17 protein-coding genes are annotated in these 13,828 nt (G+C 62.0%); 2 read left to right on the top strand and 15 right to left on the bottom strand.

The window, feature by feature from the left end:
* Positions 1-480: 480 nt before the first annotated feature.
* The 15 genes from ilvD to BSL82_RS14705 all read right to left on the bottom strand — a co-directional run bounded on the left by ilvD (position 481) and on the right by BSL82_RS14705 (position 11,811).
* Positions 481-2,202, bottom strand: coding sequence for a dihydroxy-acid dehydratase (gene ilvD / locus BSL82_RS14775; RefSeq protein ID WP_046193838.1), 1,722 nt, complete (start codon positions 2,200-2,202; stop codon positions 481-483).
* A gap of 37 nt (positions 2,203-2,239) precedes the next feature.
* Positions 2,240-3,274 (bottom strand): dihydroorotase, encoded by a 1,035-nt coding sequence (gene pyrC / locus BSL82_RS14770; protein WP_046193837.1) that lies wholly within the window; start codon positions 3,272-3,274, stop codon positions 2,240-2,242.
* Between the two features lie 115 nt (positions 3,275-3,389).
* Positions 3,390-3,656 carry a pyruvate kinase gene (locus BSL82_RS20600; protein WP_226998708.1) on the bottom strand — a complete coding sequence of 89 codons (267 nt, stop codon included), beginning with the start codon at positions 3,654-3,656 and terminating at the stop codon, positions 3,390-3,392.
* 57 nt (positions 3,657-3,713) lie between these two features.
* Positions 3,714-4,592 carry an ion transporter gene (locus BSL82_RS14760; protein ID WP_083579237.1) on the bottom strand — a complete coding sequence of 293 codons (879 nt, stop codon included), beginning with the start codon at positions 4,590-4,592 and terminating at the stop codon, positions 3,714-3,716.
* 83 nt (positions 4,593-4,675) lie between these two features.
* Positions 4,676-5,020, bottom strand: a complete 345-nt coding sequence (locus tag BSL82_RS14755; RefSeq protein WP_083579236.1) for an ATPase inhibitor subunit zeta — start codon at positions 5,018-5,020, stop codon at positions 4,676-4,678.
* On the bottom strand, positions 5,020-6,081 hold the full coding sequence (locus BSL82_RS14750) for a TerC family protein (RefSeq protein ID WP_083579235.1): 1,062 nt from the start codon (positions 6,079-6,081) through the stop codon (positions 5,020-5,022). The genes BSL82_RS14755 and BSL82_RS14750 overlap by 1 nt, the downstream gene beginning before the upstream one ends.
* 203 nt (positions 6,082-6,284) lie before the next feature.
* Complete coding sequence (locus BSL82_RS14745; protein WP_072598060.1) at positions 6,285-7,130, bottom strand: universal stress protein; 846 nt, start codon at positions 7,128-7,130, stop codon at positions 6,285-6,287.
* A 209-nt stretch (positions 7,131-7,339) separates the two neighbouring features.
* Complete coding sequence (locus tag BSL82_RS14740) at positions 7,340-7,633, bottom strand: TFIIB-type zinc ribbon-containing protein (RefSeq protein ID WP_046193834.1); 294 nt, start codon at positions 7,631-7,633, stop codon at positions 7,340-7,342.
* Between the two features lie 3 nt (positions 7,634-7,636).
* Positions 7,637-7,816 carry a DUF465 domain-containing protein gene (locus BSL82_RS14735; protein WP_046193833.1) on the bottom strand — a complete coding sequence of 60 codons (180 nt, stop codon included), beginning with the start codon at positions 7,814-7,816 and terminating at the stop codon, positions 7,637-7,639.
* Between the two features lie 11 nt (positions 7,817-7,827).
* On the bottom strand, positions 7,828-8,307 hold the full coding sequence (locus tag BSL82_RS21840; protein ID WP_083579234.1) for a LysR family transcriptional regulator: 480 nt from the start codon (positions 8,305-8,307) through the stop codon (positions 7,828-7,830).
* A gap of 314 nt (positions 8,308-8,621) precedes the next feature.
* Entirely contained in the window at positions 8,622-8,927 is a 306-nt protein-coding gene (locus BSL82_RS14725) for a hypothetical protein (RefSeq protein ID WP_046193831.1), read from the bottom strand.
* Between the two features lie 121 nt (positions 8,928-9,048).
* The gene (locus BSL82_RS14720) at positions 9,049-10,044 is read right to left on the bottom strand and encodes a TerC family protein (RefSeq protein WP_046193830.1); all 996 of its coding nucleotides are present in this window, start codon (positions 10,042-10,044) and stop codon (positions 9,049-9,051) included.
* 140 nt (positions 10,045-10,184) lie between these two features.
* The gene (locus tag BSL82_RS14715; protein WP_046193829.1) at positions 10,185-10,481 is read right to left on the bottom strand and encodes a TFIIB-type zinc ribbon-containing protein; all 297 of its coding nucleotides are present in this window, start codon (positions 10,479-10,481) and stop codon (positions 10,185-10,187) included.
* Positions 10,482-10,484: 3 nt separating this feature from the next.
* Positions 10,485-10,664, bottom strand: a complete 180-nt coding sequence (locus BSL82_RS14710) for a DUF465 domain-containing protein (RefSeq protein WP_046193828.1) — start codon at positions 10,662-10,664, stop codon at positions 10,485-10,487.
* Positions 10,665-10,908: 244 nt separating this feature from the next.
* The gene (locus BSL82_RS14705; RefSeq protein WP_046193827.1) at positions 10,909-11,811 is read right to left on the bottom strand and encodes a hydrogen peroxide-inducible genes activator; all 903 of its coding nucleotides are present in this window, start codon (positions 11,809-11,811) and stop codon (positions 10,909-10,911) included.
* 205 nt (positions 11,812-12,016) lie between these two features.
* Between BSL82_RS14705 and BSL82_RS14700 the strand changes: the two genes are divergently transcribed.
* Together BSL82_RS14700 and BSL82_RS14695 are read left to right on the top strand one after the other, a co-directional pair.
* On the top strand, positions 12,017-12,751 hold the full coding sequence (locus BSL82_RS14700) for a Bax inhibitor-1/YccA family protein (RefSeq protein WP_046193883.1): 735 nt from the start codon (positions 12,017-12,019) through the stop codon (positions 12,749-12,751).
* Between the two features lie 209 nt (positions 12,752-12,960).
* Positions 12,961-13,719: a sulfite exporter TauE/SafE family protein gene (locus tag BSL82_RS14695; protein ID WP_072598059.1), complete on the top strand. Its 759-nt coding sequence runs from the start codon at positions 12,961-12,963 to the stop codon at positions 13,717-13,719.
* Positions 13,720-13,828 lie beyond the last annotated feature (109 nt).

Raw genomic sequence — 13,828 nt, 5'->3', positions numbered from 1 at the left:
GTAGATGAAACTGATAACTATGTCTCCGCTGGTGCACTCTGATAACGCCGCCTTGGGCTTGCGTGAACCGCCGAGCGTATCCGGCATTGGCCAGATGCACTGCGATCATTCATTCAGCGCCCACCCCGTACAGCCGATCTTGGCGGCGATCGACAGGATGATTGCCTAGCGAGACGGGGGCTACGGCTCATGATCCAGCACCATCCGCACTGCACGATCCCGCACCTCAGGCGAAAATTTGTTCGTCGTCTTGCTCGTCATCGCTCCACCTTCTCAAGAGTTGGAGCCTCCGACAAACCGGGGCGGTTCAAGCTAAAGCTTCCAACTCTTGAAATTGTGCCGCCGCGCGGGTTACGGCTTCTCAACGTCGCCAAGGGCCATTGTGGATACCTTGCTCTGCGTCGGGCTTGGCCAAGTTGGCGAGACGCGGTGCACCCATCGCAAATGGGCCGCTGACAACCTTTCTGGTGCAGCCGGCTCTCAGATGTCGGCATAGGTATGCGTCTCGGCGGTGGCGCCGGGATGAGTGACTGCGCCCTTTGCCGCCGGCCCCACGGTTTGCGCAAATTTCCATAGCGCACCCGACTGGAAATCGTGACGGCGCGGGCGCCACTCCTTGCGGCGAGCCTCCAATTCCTCGGCCGAGAACTCGACATCGAGCGTGCCCAATTCGGCATCGATGGTGATGATGTCTCCGTCCTTCAGCAGAGCGATCGGGCCGCCAACTGCTGCTTCGGGGCCGACATGGCCAACGCAGAAGCCGCGCGTGGCGCCGGAGAAGCGTCCGTCCGTGATCAGCGCCACCTTGTCGCCCATGCCCTGGCCGTAAATCGCCGCCGTGGTCGCCAGCATCTCGCGCATGCCGGGACCGCCTTTCGGCCCTTCGTAGCGAATGACAATGACCTCGCCCGGCTTGTACTCACGCTTCTGCACGGCGTCGAAAGCCGCCTCCTCGGAGGCGAAGCACCGGGCCGGCCCGCGGAACTTGAGGTCCGTCATGCCGGCCACCTTGACGATCGCGCCCTCCGGGGCGAGCGTGCCGCGCAGACCGACTACGCCGCCGGTGGTGGTGATCGGGTCGGAGATCGGGCGAACAATGTCCTGGTTGGTCGGGAAGACCACGTCGGCCAGGTTTTCGGCGATCATCTTGCCTGTCACCGTGATGCAGTCGCCGTGCAAGTAGCCGCCGTCGAGCAGCGCCTTCAGGATCACCGACACGCCGCCGATCTCGAACAGATCCTTGGCGAGGTAGCGCCCTCCAGGCTTGAGGTCGGCGATATAGGGTGTGCGCTTGAAAATCTCGGCAACCGCATTCAGGTCGAAGTCGATGCCCGCCTCGTGTGCGATTGCCGGCAGATGCAGCGCCACGTTGGTCGACCCGCCGGAGGCCGCCACCACGGCGGCGGCGTTCTCCAGCGCCTTGCGGGTGACGATGTCGCGCGGCCTGAGGTCGCGAGCCAACAGGTTCATCACGGCCTTGCCAGACGCTTCCGCGAAGGCGTCACGGCTCTCGTAGGGTGCCGGCGCACCGGTCGAACCGGGCAGTGCGAGGCCGAGCGCCTCGGAGACGCAAGCCATGGTGTTGGCGGTAAACTGGCCGCCGCACGAACCAGCGGAAGGGCAAGCGACACATTCGAGAGCGTGTAGCTCGTCCTCGGAGATTTGGCCGGCCTGGTAGCTGCCCACCGCTTCATAGACGTCCTGCACGGTGACGTCCTTGCCGCGGAAGCGCCCCGGCAGGATCGTACCGCCGTATATGAACACGCTCGGCACGTTGAGGCGGACCATGGCCATCATCATGCCGGGCAGTGACTTGTCGCACCCGGCAAGGCCTACCAGCGCGTCGTAGCAATGGCCGCGCATGGTGAGTTCGACCGAATCTGCGATCACCTCGCGGCTCACCAGCGACGACTTCATGCCCTGGTGGCCCATGGCGATGCCGTCGGTCACGGTGATGGTGGTGAACTCGCGCGGCGTGCCGCCACCCGCCTTGACGCCCAGTTTGACAGCCTGCGCTTGACGGCTGAGGGTGATGTTGCACGGGGCCGCCTCGTTCCAGCACGTGGCGACACCGACGAAGGGCTGTGCGATCTCGGCATCGGTCAATCCCATGGCGTAGAGGAACGACCGATGCGGCGCCCGCTCGGGGCCGACTGTCGTGTGGCGGCTTGGCAGTCTGGATTTGTCGAAATGATGTGCCATGGGTCGGGTTCCCTCATTGAACTGGGATCAAGCTCTTTCAGTCCGCCGGTTCGAGCAGGCGCCAACGAGCTTTGCCCTCCGGGCAGAATACACGCACGTGATCAGCCTCGCCGACCGGCAGCAATTCTGGCGGTTGCCACGGCGATTGCACGAGCGTGACTGTCTCGGTGTTCGGCGGCAGGCCGTAAAACCGTGCGCCGTTGAGCGAAGCGAAGGCTTCGAGCCGATCGAGCGCCCCTTCTTCTTCGAAGACCTGGGCGTACAATTCGAGCGCAACCGGCGCGCTGAAGATGCCGGCGCAGCCGCATGCCGATTCCTTGTCCTGGATCAGGTGCGGCGCCGAATCCGTGCCGAGGAAGAACCGGGGATCGCCCGAGGTCGCGGCGTCCCTCAATGCGAGGCGATGGCCCTCCCGCTTGGCCACGGGCAAACAGTACATATGCGGCCGGATGCCGCCTGCGAACATCGCATTGCGGTTGATCATGAGGTGGTGCGCCGTGATGGTGGCGCCGATGGGACCCTCGGCGTGCTGCACGTAGTCCACGGCTTCGGCGGTCGTAATGTGCTCCAAGACGATCCGCAGCGCGGGGAAATCGGCTCGCAGCCGGACAAGCACCCGGTCTATGAACGCCTTCTCCCTGTCGAAAACGTCCGTTTCCTGATCGGCCACCTCACCATGGAGCAAAAGTGGCATGCCGACGCCCTGCATCCGCTCCAACACCCGGTAGACCCGGCGAATGTCGGTCACGCCGGCGGCGGAGTTCGTGGTGCTGCGCGCCGGATACATCTTGACCGCCGTTAGCACCCCTTCGGCGAAGCCTCTTGCGACGTCTTCGGGACCGGTCTCATCGGTCAGGAAACACGTCATCAGCGGCTCGAACCTCGAGCCGTCGGGCAACACGCGCCGGATCCGATCGCGATAGGCGGCCGCCTGGGCGGCCGTCGTCACCGGCGGATCGAGGTTCGGCATGACGATGGCGCGTCCGAACGTGCGTGCCGTCCAGGGCAGCGCCATGCGCAGCATATCGCCATCGCGAAGGTGCACGTGCCAGTCGTCGGGTTTAGGAAGCATTATCTCATTCACTCGGGTCACCTTCGCCCCGCTTCCCGCGTCTGACGCGCGCCTTGCGGTCTCATCCGGACGCCCATCGGCTCGAGTCTCACCGTCTTCTTCGACTGGTGGCGATCTATGCGGCGCAGCACATCGCCGAGGAAACGCCCTGCTTCGACGATGAATGGTCCTTGTTGAGCATCACCCATTCGGCGCGCTGCCCCCTGGCCGCGTCGGTTGCTTCCGTCCGCCTGGGCGCTCCTTGTTCGACCATCCCAGCCAAGACCTGGGTCGCCCAGATGACAGGCACGTGGGCCGCCTCGCAACGCCAGGGAATGTTCTCTTGGACTTTGCGGATGCGTCCGAAGCCAAGTTCGACAGCCAGATCGAGGGCGCGAGCTATTGCTTGCTTTGAGACAGCACGCCGATCTGGTGTCTGAGCGCGTTCGCTCGAAGTTGGTCATCGCTCGCTGGACTTGCTGCCAAGCTCAGCAATCTGGAGCCGAAGCGATCGAAGTGCTGCAAGGATTTCTGCCCGTTCGCTCTGATTTTTCTCAGCCAGGGTTTTCTGTGCATCCGCTTCTCCTGCTTCGTGCTGGCGCTGCATGGCGTCAACCACGATGCCGATAAACAGGTTCAGCACAGTGAAAGACGTCACCAGAATGAACGGCACGAAAAAGATCCATGCCAGTGGGTAGACCTCCATCACCGGGCGGACGATGCCCATCGACCAGCTTTCCAGGGTCATGATCTGAAACAGTGAGTAGGCCGATGCGCCGATCGAGCCGAACCATTCGGGATAGTCGGCCCCGAACAGTTTGGTCGCCATCACCGAGAAAACGTAGAACAATAGCGACAGAAGCCCGAGGATAGAAGCGATTCCAGGCACGGCGGCCAGCAAAGCACCTACCACCCGCCGCATCGACGGCACCGCCGACACCAGTCGTAGCACACGCAGGATTCTGAGCGCCCGCAGGACCGAGAGACTGCCGGTCGCAGGCAGTAGCGCAATCGTCACGATTGCCAGATCAAACAGGTTCCATGGGTCCATGTGAAAACGCGTTCGGTAGACAAGCAGCTTGGCCACCAGTTCAACGACGAACACGCCCAGGATGATCTGGTCCAACAACATCAACTCGGCGCCGATCGACCCCATGATCGTTGGGCTTGTTTCAAGGCCCAGCGTGATTGCGTTGATCACAATCAGCACAATGATCGCGCTCTGAAGTCGAGCCGATTCCAGCACTTCCTGCAGCTTGCCGATAGGGCCCGCCTGACGCGGCGCAATACGGCGCAGATTGTCTTCGGGTCTGCGCGTTTTCTCGGTGCGCGCCGTCATTGGTCTCGATCCTTTGGTTTCATGTCTGCAAGCCCTCCACGCGACCGCAGACCGCACGAGTGAGGCCGAGCCGAGCCTAGATATCAGTCAGTCGTGTGCGTCTGAAGGAGTGCTTCGCGATGGAAGGAGCACAGCTTCTCGTGCACCACTTCAGCTGGGATCGGCAACCCGCGATCATTCAGGTCGCGCGTGAGCTTTTCGACTACGACCATGTCGCCGCGCACCTCGCAGTCGGCAAGATGCACCTCGACCGCATAGGTCGTTATCGTGACGTCAGACAAGCCCATGAGGCGCCCGGCCCATAGCGCGGCAAGTATGTTTCGACGGGCGATAACGTTGTCGCGAGTATCGACATCAATGCACCAGGCGGGGGCGCCGGAGGATGCAGAGGTGTCCTTGATGGCGGCAGATAGGACATCAATAGTCATCAATCGTCTCCGGCAGGGCGAGCGGAGGGACGTTTCCCGATGGGATCCGGGAGCGAAGCTGTCAGGCGGTGGCGAGCGGCTTCGTCTGTCGTGGCCGCACGGGTTTTCCAGAGCGAGAACAGGACGCCGGCTGCGATGATGGACAAGGTCACTCCGAGCGAGATCGCGGGATCGACCTTGCCGACGATCTGATTCCAGAAGATCTTGGCCCCGATGAAAACGAGCACGATGGCGAGCGCGTATTTCAGATACTCGAAGCGGTGCACCATCGCAGCGAGGGCAAAATAGAGGGCGCGGAGACCGAGGATCGCCATGATATTGGCCGTAAACACGATGTAGGTGTCGGTCGTGATGGCGAAGATTGCTGGCACCGAGTCGACCGCGAACACGAGATCCGCGATGTTGATCACGACGAGCGCCAGGAACAGAGGCGTCGCGAAGCGCGCGAGCTTCCCCGTCTCCGGATCGGGTTTGCGGACGAAGAAGTGCGAACCGTGCAACTCGGCCGAGACCCGCATGCGCCTGGACAGGAAGCGCACGATCGGATTCTTCGACACGTCCTGCTCGCTCTCTCCCATGACGAGCATCTTGATCCCCGTGGCGATCAGGAAGGCGCCGAAGATATAGAGCACCCATTCATACTGTTGTACGAGCGCTGCGCCGAGCCCGATCATAATGCCGCGCAAGACCAGCACCGCGAGGATGCCCCAGAGGAGCGCTCGGTACTGGTATTTGGCGGGAATGGCGAAGTAGCCGAAGATGAGCGAGATTACGAAGACATTGTCGATCGAAAGCGCCTTCTCGAGGGCATAACCCGTGAAATACTCCATGCCAGAGGTCGGGCCCATGGACCACCACACCCAGGCGCCGAACACCAGCGCGATCGCGATGTAGAACGCGGACAAGAACAAGCTTTCGCCGACACCGAGCTCTTTGTCCTGCTTGTGGAGTATTCCGAGGTCGAAGGCGAGCAGCGCGCCGACCACGCCGAGAAAGGCGAACCAAAGCCAAGCAGACTTTCCAAGGAAATCGCTGGTCAGGATATCGGTGAGCAGTTCCATGGGTAATCCTTACTTTTCGGGTGTTTGGGAGCACCCGTTGAATGGGTTACAGGCTCCTCATTGCGTCCATGTTCGACCGCTAGCGGGGCCCGGACCTTTCGGGAGTGCCTGAGACGGTGGCGAGCGGCCCCAATTGCGATTGCGCCAATGGGCTCGTGGTGGTGTCGTCCTGGTTCTCGCGTTGCGCAGCCGCGGACGCAGCATCAATGTGAGAGGAGCACTGGCAGCGGCGGGTTGGCGACGATGGTCTTTGTCGCGCCGCCCAGGATGAAGTTGTGCATCCGTGAGTGCCCGTAGGCTCCCATTACGAGCAGGTCGAGGTCGTGTGCGGTTGCATATTCCTCTAGAGCCTGTCCGATCGTGCGGCCGGCGGCGCCTTCTTCCTCCAGGACAACCTCGATGCCATGCCAGGCGAGATACTTCGCCAAATCCTCGCCCGAGTGCCTAGTGTCGATCGTCTTCTCCTGTGTGATCGTGACCACCCGTATGGTCTTGGCGCGCTGCAGGACCGGGAGGGCATCGGCCACCGCCCGCGCCGCGGCCCGGCTGAAATCCCAAGCCACACCGACCACGTCGAGGGGAAAGGAATTGCTGCTTTTCGGCACTTCCGGGAAGACGATCGTCGGTCGCCCGGAGCCGAATATCACAGACTCGGCGACGTATTGCTGAAGAGCCTGCTCGCCGATCGGGATCATCGTGACATCGTGCATCCTGGCGTGTTCAGTCACGATGGCCGCGAGCTGCGAGCTCGGGCACGACCCGACGATCTGGTCGTGTGCAACGCCACGCTGCGTCGCCATGCCTTCGAACACACTGACCAGATTTTGGGCATTCGCCACACTCTTCTGCCGCTCGGCCGCAATCATGCCCGGGATGTTCAGCAGTGCGTTCGCCAGTGCGTTGCCGGCGTTCGGAATCTCTATTTTGAAAGTCAGCGCCGAGATGTGCGCGCCCAGCGCCTCAGCGAAGCCGACCGCTTGCTCGATCGCCGCAGCCGGGGTCGGTTCGGGATAGCTGCTCAACTGGAGCAGGACATCCTTGAAAGCCATTCTCTTATCTCCTCAATTGATCGGCTGCTTCACATTGACCGCGTCACGCGGCTCTGAGTTAGGAACAAGCTCGGCGGTGGTTGTGCATGAGCTGCGGAGATCGACCATGATGAGGGATGCAATATCGAGGTCGCCGGTTTAGATACTGCGGCGTCGATAGGGTCGCGGAAGGAGAGACGCCGCCTGCTCGACGCAAGCGGCTGCTCCCTTCAGTCGAACAGCTCCGACAGAAACGACTTCTTCCGCTTGCCATGGCGATAGCGGCCGTCGTCGTCGTCATATCCACTCGGCCTGTAGCCTCGGCCCGGGGGGGCCGGTTCACGGCGGGCCGGCGCCGCATCTTCGATGCTGCGTTCGATGACCTTGTCCAGCTCTCCACGGTCCAGCCACACGCCGCGGCAAGTGGGGCAAAAGTCGATCTCGACGCCTTGGCGATCGGATAAAGTCAGCCCGGTCTTGCAGATCGGACAGGGCATCGCGGCGACTGTTTCTGCGGTTCGCATGGCTCATGCCGCCCCAGTTTGGTGGACGAACGCGAGCCGGTACATGCGATCCTTGATTGCGAGCCTGAGCTTCTTCAGCCGCAACAGCCGCAACGCGTTCGGGAAGCGCCGCTTGTGCTCCCGACGCACCTCGGCGTCCAGCTTGCTGTGGACAAGGAGCAGTCGGTAATTGAGTGCGTTCATGGCTTTTTCTCCTAATCGATGGTTCGATCGATCGGGCCAGCCACGATGCAGCAACGGGGGCGTGAACTGCATCGAGCTGGCTCGATGCGGTCCGACATCGCAGCTGTCAGGGGGAACAGCCACCAGAGGGGCCCGGTCCGCGACAACCAATCTAGTCTTAGCCGCGATTGGCGGCCAATCCGATTTCTCGCGCGGAGCAATAGCCCCAGGCTATCGTTACCTCCGCAGCGGCAAGCAGTCACCCGATCAGAGGGCGAGCCTCTGTCTGAATCCGGTCGGCAATCGTCCGATAGACATCCCCGTAAGCAGCCCCGGATCGGGGTCAACTCCGCCCCCGAGGTTCTTCGTTCGATCAGCGCGACTCCGAGCCGATCCTCCAGCGCACGCAGCTGCTGGCTGAGCGTCGATTGCGAGACGTGGCAGGCATAGGCTGCGCGCCCGAAGTGCCTGAGGTTGGCAAGCGCGACGAGATACTCAAGTTGACGAAGCATCGGCACAGGTCATCCAGAGTCGCTGCTTCACCCTTGTAGGAGCGCGCAGTGAAACCCAGGCGGGCGGCCGCCAGCACCGCCGGGCACGCCGTCGTGAGTGCTTGCGGTTCAGCGGTCATGAGCGGGTTGATGTCGGCCGCATCCAGCACTTCGTGCCGGCTGACCCGCCGCACCCGGTGCCGGCTCGCCAGGCACCACAGCCAAGCCGGGGCCCACGCGAAACCGACGATTAACAGATCGAAAACGAGGAAGCCGGCCATGGACACAAGCCTGTATCGTCAAGGTCGTGATGTGAGACCCCGCTTCTGCGGCCGTCACGACGACGGCTCGGTTAGGAAGGGTCGCGCCGCCTCGACGGCCGCCGCGCAGCCGGGCGCGGCCTCGACGAGCACCTGGTCGGGGCGCACCCAGCCCGCCCAGAGCCGGACGGCGTTCGAAGCCGCCCATGCCGGATCGTTCGTGGCACGCTCCAGGAGCGTGGGCGCGCCGCTCCGAGCGCATGCGGTCAACTCGGCGACCACGGCCTGTGGCGCCTGGGCGGCCGCAAGCCTCTCGGCCATCTCTGCTTGGAGCGGCTCGATCAGGAAGAACGAGACCAGGGCGGCGATGAAGTCCTGCATAGGAACTCTCCTTTGTTCGCAAGGGTCAGGGAACAGTTAGTGCGGTGTCGGCCGGGGCGGCTCCCCGCGTCTTCAGCAGGCTCCAGAACACGCCTAAATCCGGCCGGGGGGCACCTGTCGCTCACGGCTGCCTGGACCCGACCTCCGCGATCGCCCTGCCACGTGTCTTCCAGAGCGAGTAGCCGACGCCGACTGCGAGAATCGCGAAGGTGATCGACAGCGATGCGGCCGGCGGGACCTTGGCGAGGCCAAGCGCATCGGCGACGAAGATCTTCGAGCCGATGAACACCAGCAGCACCGCGAGCGCATATTTGAGATAGTGGAAGCGGTCGACCATCGCCGCGAGCGCGAAGTAGAGCGCGCGCAGGCCGAGGATCGCGAAGATGTTCGAGGTGTAGACGATGAACGGGTCGGTGGTGATGGCGAAGATCGCCGGAACCGAATCAACCGCGAACACGAGGTCGACAACCTCGACCATGATGAGGGCCAGGAACAGCGGCGTCATATACCAGGCGAGTTTGCCGGTCTTAGCATCCGCCTGCTTGACGAAGAAGCGCTCGCCGTGGAGGTCGTCGGTCACCCGGAACCGCCGCTTGACCCAGCGGAGCACCGGCGACGCGCCTACGTCATACGCCTTGTCGGCGAGCGCCCACATCTTCACGCCGGTAAAGATCAGGAAAGCCGCGAAGACGTACAGCACCCAGCTGAACTGCTCGACCAGCGTCGCGCCGAGCCCGATCATGATGGCGCGCAGGATGATGACGCCGAGGATGCCGTAGAACAGGACCCGGTGCTGGTAGAGGCGCGGCACCGCGAAATAGGCGAAGATCATCGCGATGACGAACACATTGTCCATCGCGAGGCTCTTCTCGATGACGAAGCCGGTGACATACTGCATGCCGGCGGTCGCGCCCATGTACCACCAGACCCAGCCGCCGAAGCCGAGCCCGAGCACGATGTAGACGGCCGAGAGCGTCAGGCTTTCGGTGACGCCGATCTCGCGCTGCTTCTTGTGCAGCACGCCGAGGTCGAGCGTGAGCAGCGTCACAACGATCGCGAGAAAAGCAGCCCACATCCACAGCGGCTTGTCGAGCCAGATGTATCCTAGGAATTCCATGTGTCCGATCCGATCTAATCGCTCATCACCGAGCGGTTTGGTCTTGATCCGACATCACGGCCGATCGCTCAGCCATCAAAGGGTTCCGGATCGCTTGGCACGAGAAGGCCACCACCGACCTAGGTCGGTGGTGGTGATCGTTAGTCAAACATCTCCGACAGGAATGACTTCTTCCGCTTGCCGTGACGGTAGCGGTGATCGTCATCGTCGTCGCGATAACCGCCTGGCCGGTAGTCCGACCTTGGCTCGGCTTCGCGCCGGGCCGGCACCGCATCTTCAACGCTGCGTTCAATGATCTTGTCTAGTTCGCCGCGGTCGAGCCAGACGCCCCGACACGTCTGGCAATAGTCGATTTCGACGCCCTGGCGGTTGGACAAGGTCAGCCCGGTCTTGCAGATCGGACAAGGCATAGCGGCGACGGCTTCTGCGCTTCGCATGGCTCAATCCCTTCCACGCTTGGGGAAGCGGGCCAGCATATGCAGTCGATCTTTGACCGCCAGCCTCAGCTTCTTCAGCCGCAGCAGCCGGATACCATCGGGAAATCGCCGCTTTAGCTCTTGGCGAATTTGGTCGTCCAGTCTGTGATGAACGACGGTCAATTTATACACTAGGGCACTCATAGCCTCTCTCCAGATCGATGGTTTCACCGATCGGGTTAGCCATGACGCAGCGACATATGGGCATACGCACTGCATCGAGCTAGCCCGAAGCGGTCCGACATCGCGACTGTCAGGGGGAACAGCCGCCAGAGGGGCCCGGTCCGCGAGAACCAATCTAGGCTTACCCGCGATTGGCGGCCAATCCGACTTCTCGCATGGAGCAATAGCAGCAGGCTATCGCCACTCAATGCGGTGGGCAGGCATTTCACCCGATCAAAGCGCGGGCTTCAGCCTGAATCCGGTCAGCAATCGTCCGATACGCGTCCCGGTAAGCAGCGCCGGATCGCCACGCCGCGGCGATGCTGCGTGTGAATTTCCATCCCTGAGGCTTAAGCACTTCGATGCCCGTACGGCCTCCGACATCCGAGCCGATGTAAAGCTCTGGGAGGACCGCAAGCCCCACCCCTGAGCTGGCCATCTGATGAACGCTATCGAGGCTTGTGCCCTCATAGTCACGCAGCAGTTCCATGCCGAGTTCGGCGCAGATTTCGGCCACTTGGCGATGCAGATGGTGGGACCTACCGAGGCTGAGAACCTGCGCGCCTTTCAGATCCTCGACGCAAAGTTTGGGGCGCATGGCGAGCGGATGGTCGGGAGGTGCGACGAGAAACAATCGCTCGCGAAACAAGGGCTGGACTTCAAGGTCGCCACCCTCGATCGGCAGCGGTCCGAGCAGCATGTCAAGCGCGCCTCGCGAAAGCACGAGCGCCTGCTCTTCCGGAATGCCCTCCCTGATATGAAGCCTGAGATCAGGCTGCTCGCGGTGGAGCGCAGCGACGATCGGGGGCATCAAATAGGGCCCCAAGGTGGGCGTCACTCCGAAGCGGAGTGTCCCCACGAGATGCTCGCCGGCCCGCCGCGCTAGGTCGCGAATATCCTGCACCTCGATCACCAAACGTCGGGCCCGTGCAGTTATCTCGCGTCCGATCGGGGTCAACTCCGCCCCCGAGGTTCTTCGTTCGATCAGGGCGACTCCGAGCCGATCCTCCAGCGCGCGCAGCTGCTGGCTGAGCGTCGGTTGCGAGACGTGGCATACATCCGCCGCGCGGCCGAAATTCTGAAGGTCAGCCACGGCAACGAGATATTCCAGCTGGCGCAACGTTGGCATGGGAAGACTCCATAGCGATAGCCAATACCTATCACGTTCAGGGTATCCTTTCGAATGGACTCAATCTCGAGCCTGAGGCAACGTCGCTCAATCAGCATGAGGCCCACCACACTGGTTGCGGGTGAAGGCAGATTGAAAGCAGTCCGAAGCCACCTGATATTCCTCGCTGACGGGCAGGTGACTCTTCGGAAAATGGAGAATGAAAGTGGCAAACGGATTTGATCCACGGATAATAGCAGTGCCGGAATCGACCCGGATCGGCCGTGAAGACACGACGATCGATGTGGGCCTACGGTCCTACATGCTGTCCGTGTACAATTACATGGCCTCCGGGGTGCTGCTGACGGGCATCGTGGCGCTGTTGTTCGCCAACAGCGGCTACGCGGCTGCCGTGCTCGGCGGGCCGGGGATCCTCAAATATGCCATCATGTTTGCGCCACTGGCGTTCGTTCTGGTGCTCAGCTTCGGCATCACTCGTCTTTCGACCGGGACGGCCCAATTGCTGTTCTGGGCGTTCGCGACGGTGATGGGTCTGTCGATGGCGTCGATCTTTCTGGTGTTTACGGGAACCTCGATCGCGACCACCTTCTTCGCGACCGCGGCGGCGTTCGGGGGTCTCAGCCTTTACGGCTATACGACCAAGCGTGACCTGTCGGCCTTAGGCACCTTCCTGATCATGGGCGTGGTCGGCTTGCTGGTGGCGATGATCATCAACCTGTTTCTCCAGTCGGGGACCATGAGCCTGGTGATCAGCTTCATCGGCGTGCTGCTGTTCGCAGGCCTTACCGCCTACGACACGCAGCGGATCAAGAGCCTGTACGCGCAGGTTGCGGGGACGGACATGATGGGCAAGACCGTTATAATGGGCGCGCTGTCGCTCTACCTCGACTTCGTCAACATGTTCACCTTCCTCCTTCAGTTCATGGGCCAGCGACGCTAACTAAATCAGCACCATGATGCACAGGCACCAAGGTCCGGGCACGGCGCATGGAAGGCGCCAGGCACGAGAACCAAGGCGGTGGAGGAGCCGTCCCTCAACCGATGAGACCCGTTCGTCTGAGATGTTTGGCTTATAGCGATTCACTGACATATGGCCATCAAACCACAAGAACGGCGTCCATAGCTCGACCTTGAGGAGGGAATAGCCGCGTGGACCTTTCCGCTTTCCCACTTGAGGCACTGCTGCCCTTCATCGCCATCGGCTTTGCGGCGCAACTGGTGGACGGCGCGCTTGGCATGGCGTTCGGCGTTATCTCGAACACGCTGCTGATAAGCATGGGTGTCCCCCCGGCGGCAGCCTCGGCGGGCGTCCATGCGGCCGAAAGCTTCACCACCGCAGCCTCCGGTATCAGCCACATTGCCCATCGCAATGTGGATTGGCGACTCTTCGGGCGGCTCGTGATTCCCGGCGTGGCTGGTGGCATCTTGGGCGCCTACGTATTGACTAGGATCAGCGCCGAAGCGGCGCGACCGATCGTACTCGCCTACTTGACTGCCATCGGCCTATATCTGCTTTGGCGCGGCATCAAAGTTCCTTCTGTGGAAAAGAGGCCTAAGTTTGTCGCGCCGCTTGGGCTTGTCGGGGGCTTCCTGGATGCAGCAGGCGGCGGCTGGGGGGCAGTGGTGACCAGCAACCTGTTGGCACAGGGCGGGAGCCCGCGAAAAGTCGTCGGTACCGTGAACACCGCCGAGTTCTTCTTGGCAGTGACCATCTCCGCCACTTTCATCGCCACCCTCGGCCTAGGAGCCTTCACCACCGCCACGGTCGGGCTGCTTATCGGGGGTATCGCCGCTGCGCCCCTTGGCGCTTTGGTGGCGAAGCGGGTCCCGGCCAGGCCGCTGCTCATCCTGGTAGGCGTCGTGCTCACGATCACCAGCATCTACGGAGTGATACGGGCACTGGTTTGATCCTGATTCCTTTCGCTTGAGTTTAGCATTTCTAAACAAGCCGGGACGGAATCATATTTTTTGATCTTTGCCGTCCGCTTTCTTGTTATTAATCTGAAGTTCATTGCTG

This window comes from Tardibacter chloracetimidivorans (assembly GCF_001890385.1).
Lineage (GTDB): Bacteria > Pseudomonadota > Alphaproteobacteria > Sphingomonadales > Sphingomonadaceae > Tardibacter > Tardibacter chloracetimidivorans.
The sequence above is the reverse complement of the archived record's forward strand: the minus strand, read 5'-3'. Positions and strand labels throughout refer to the sequence as shown.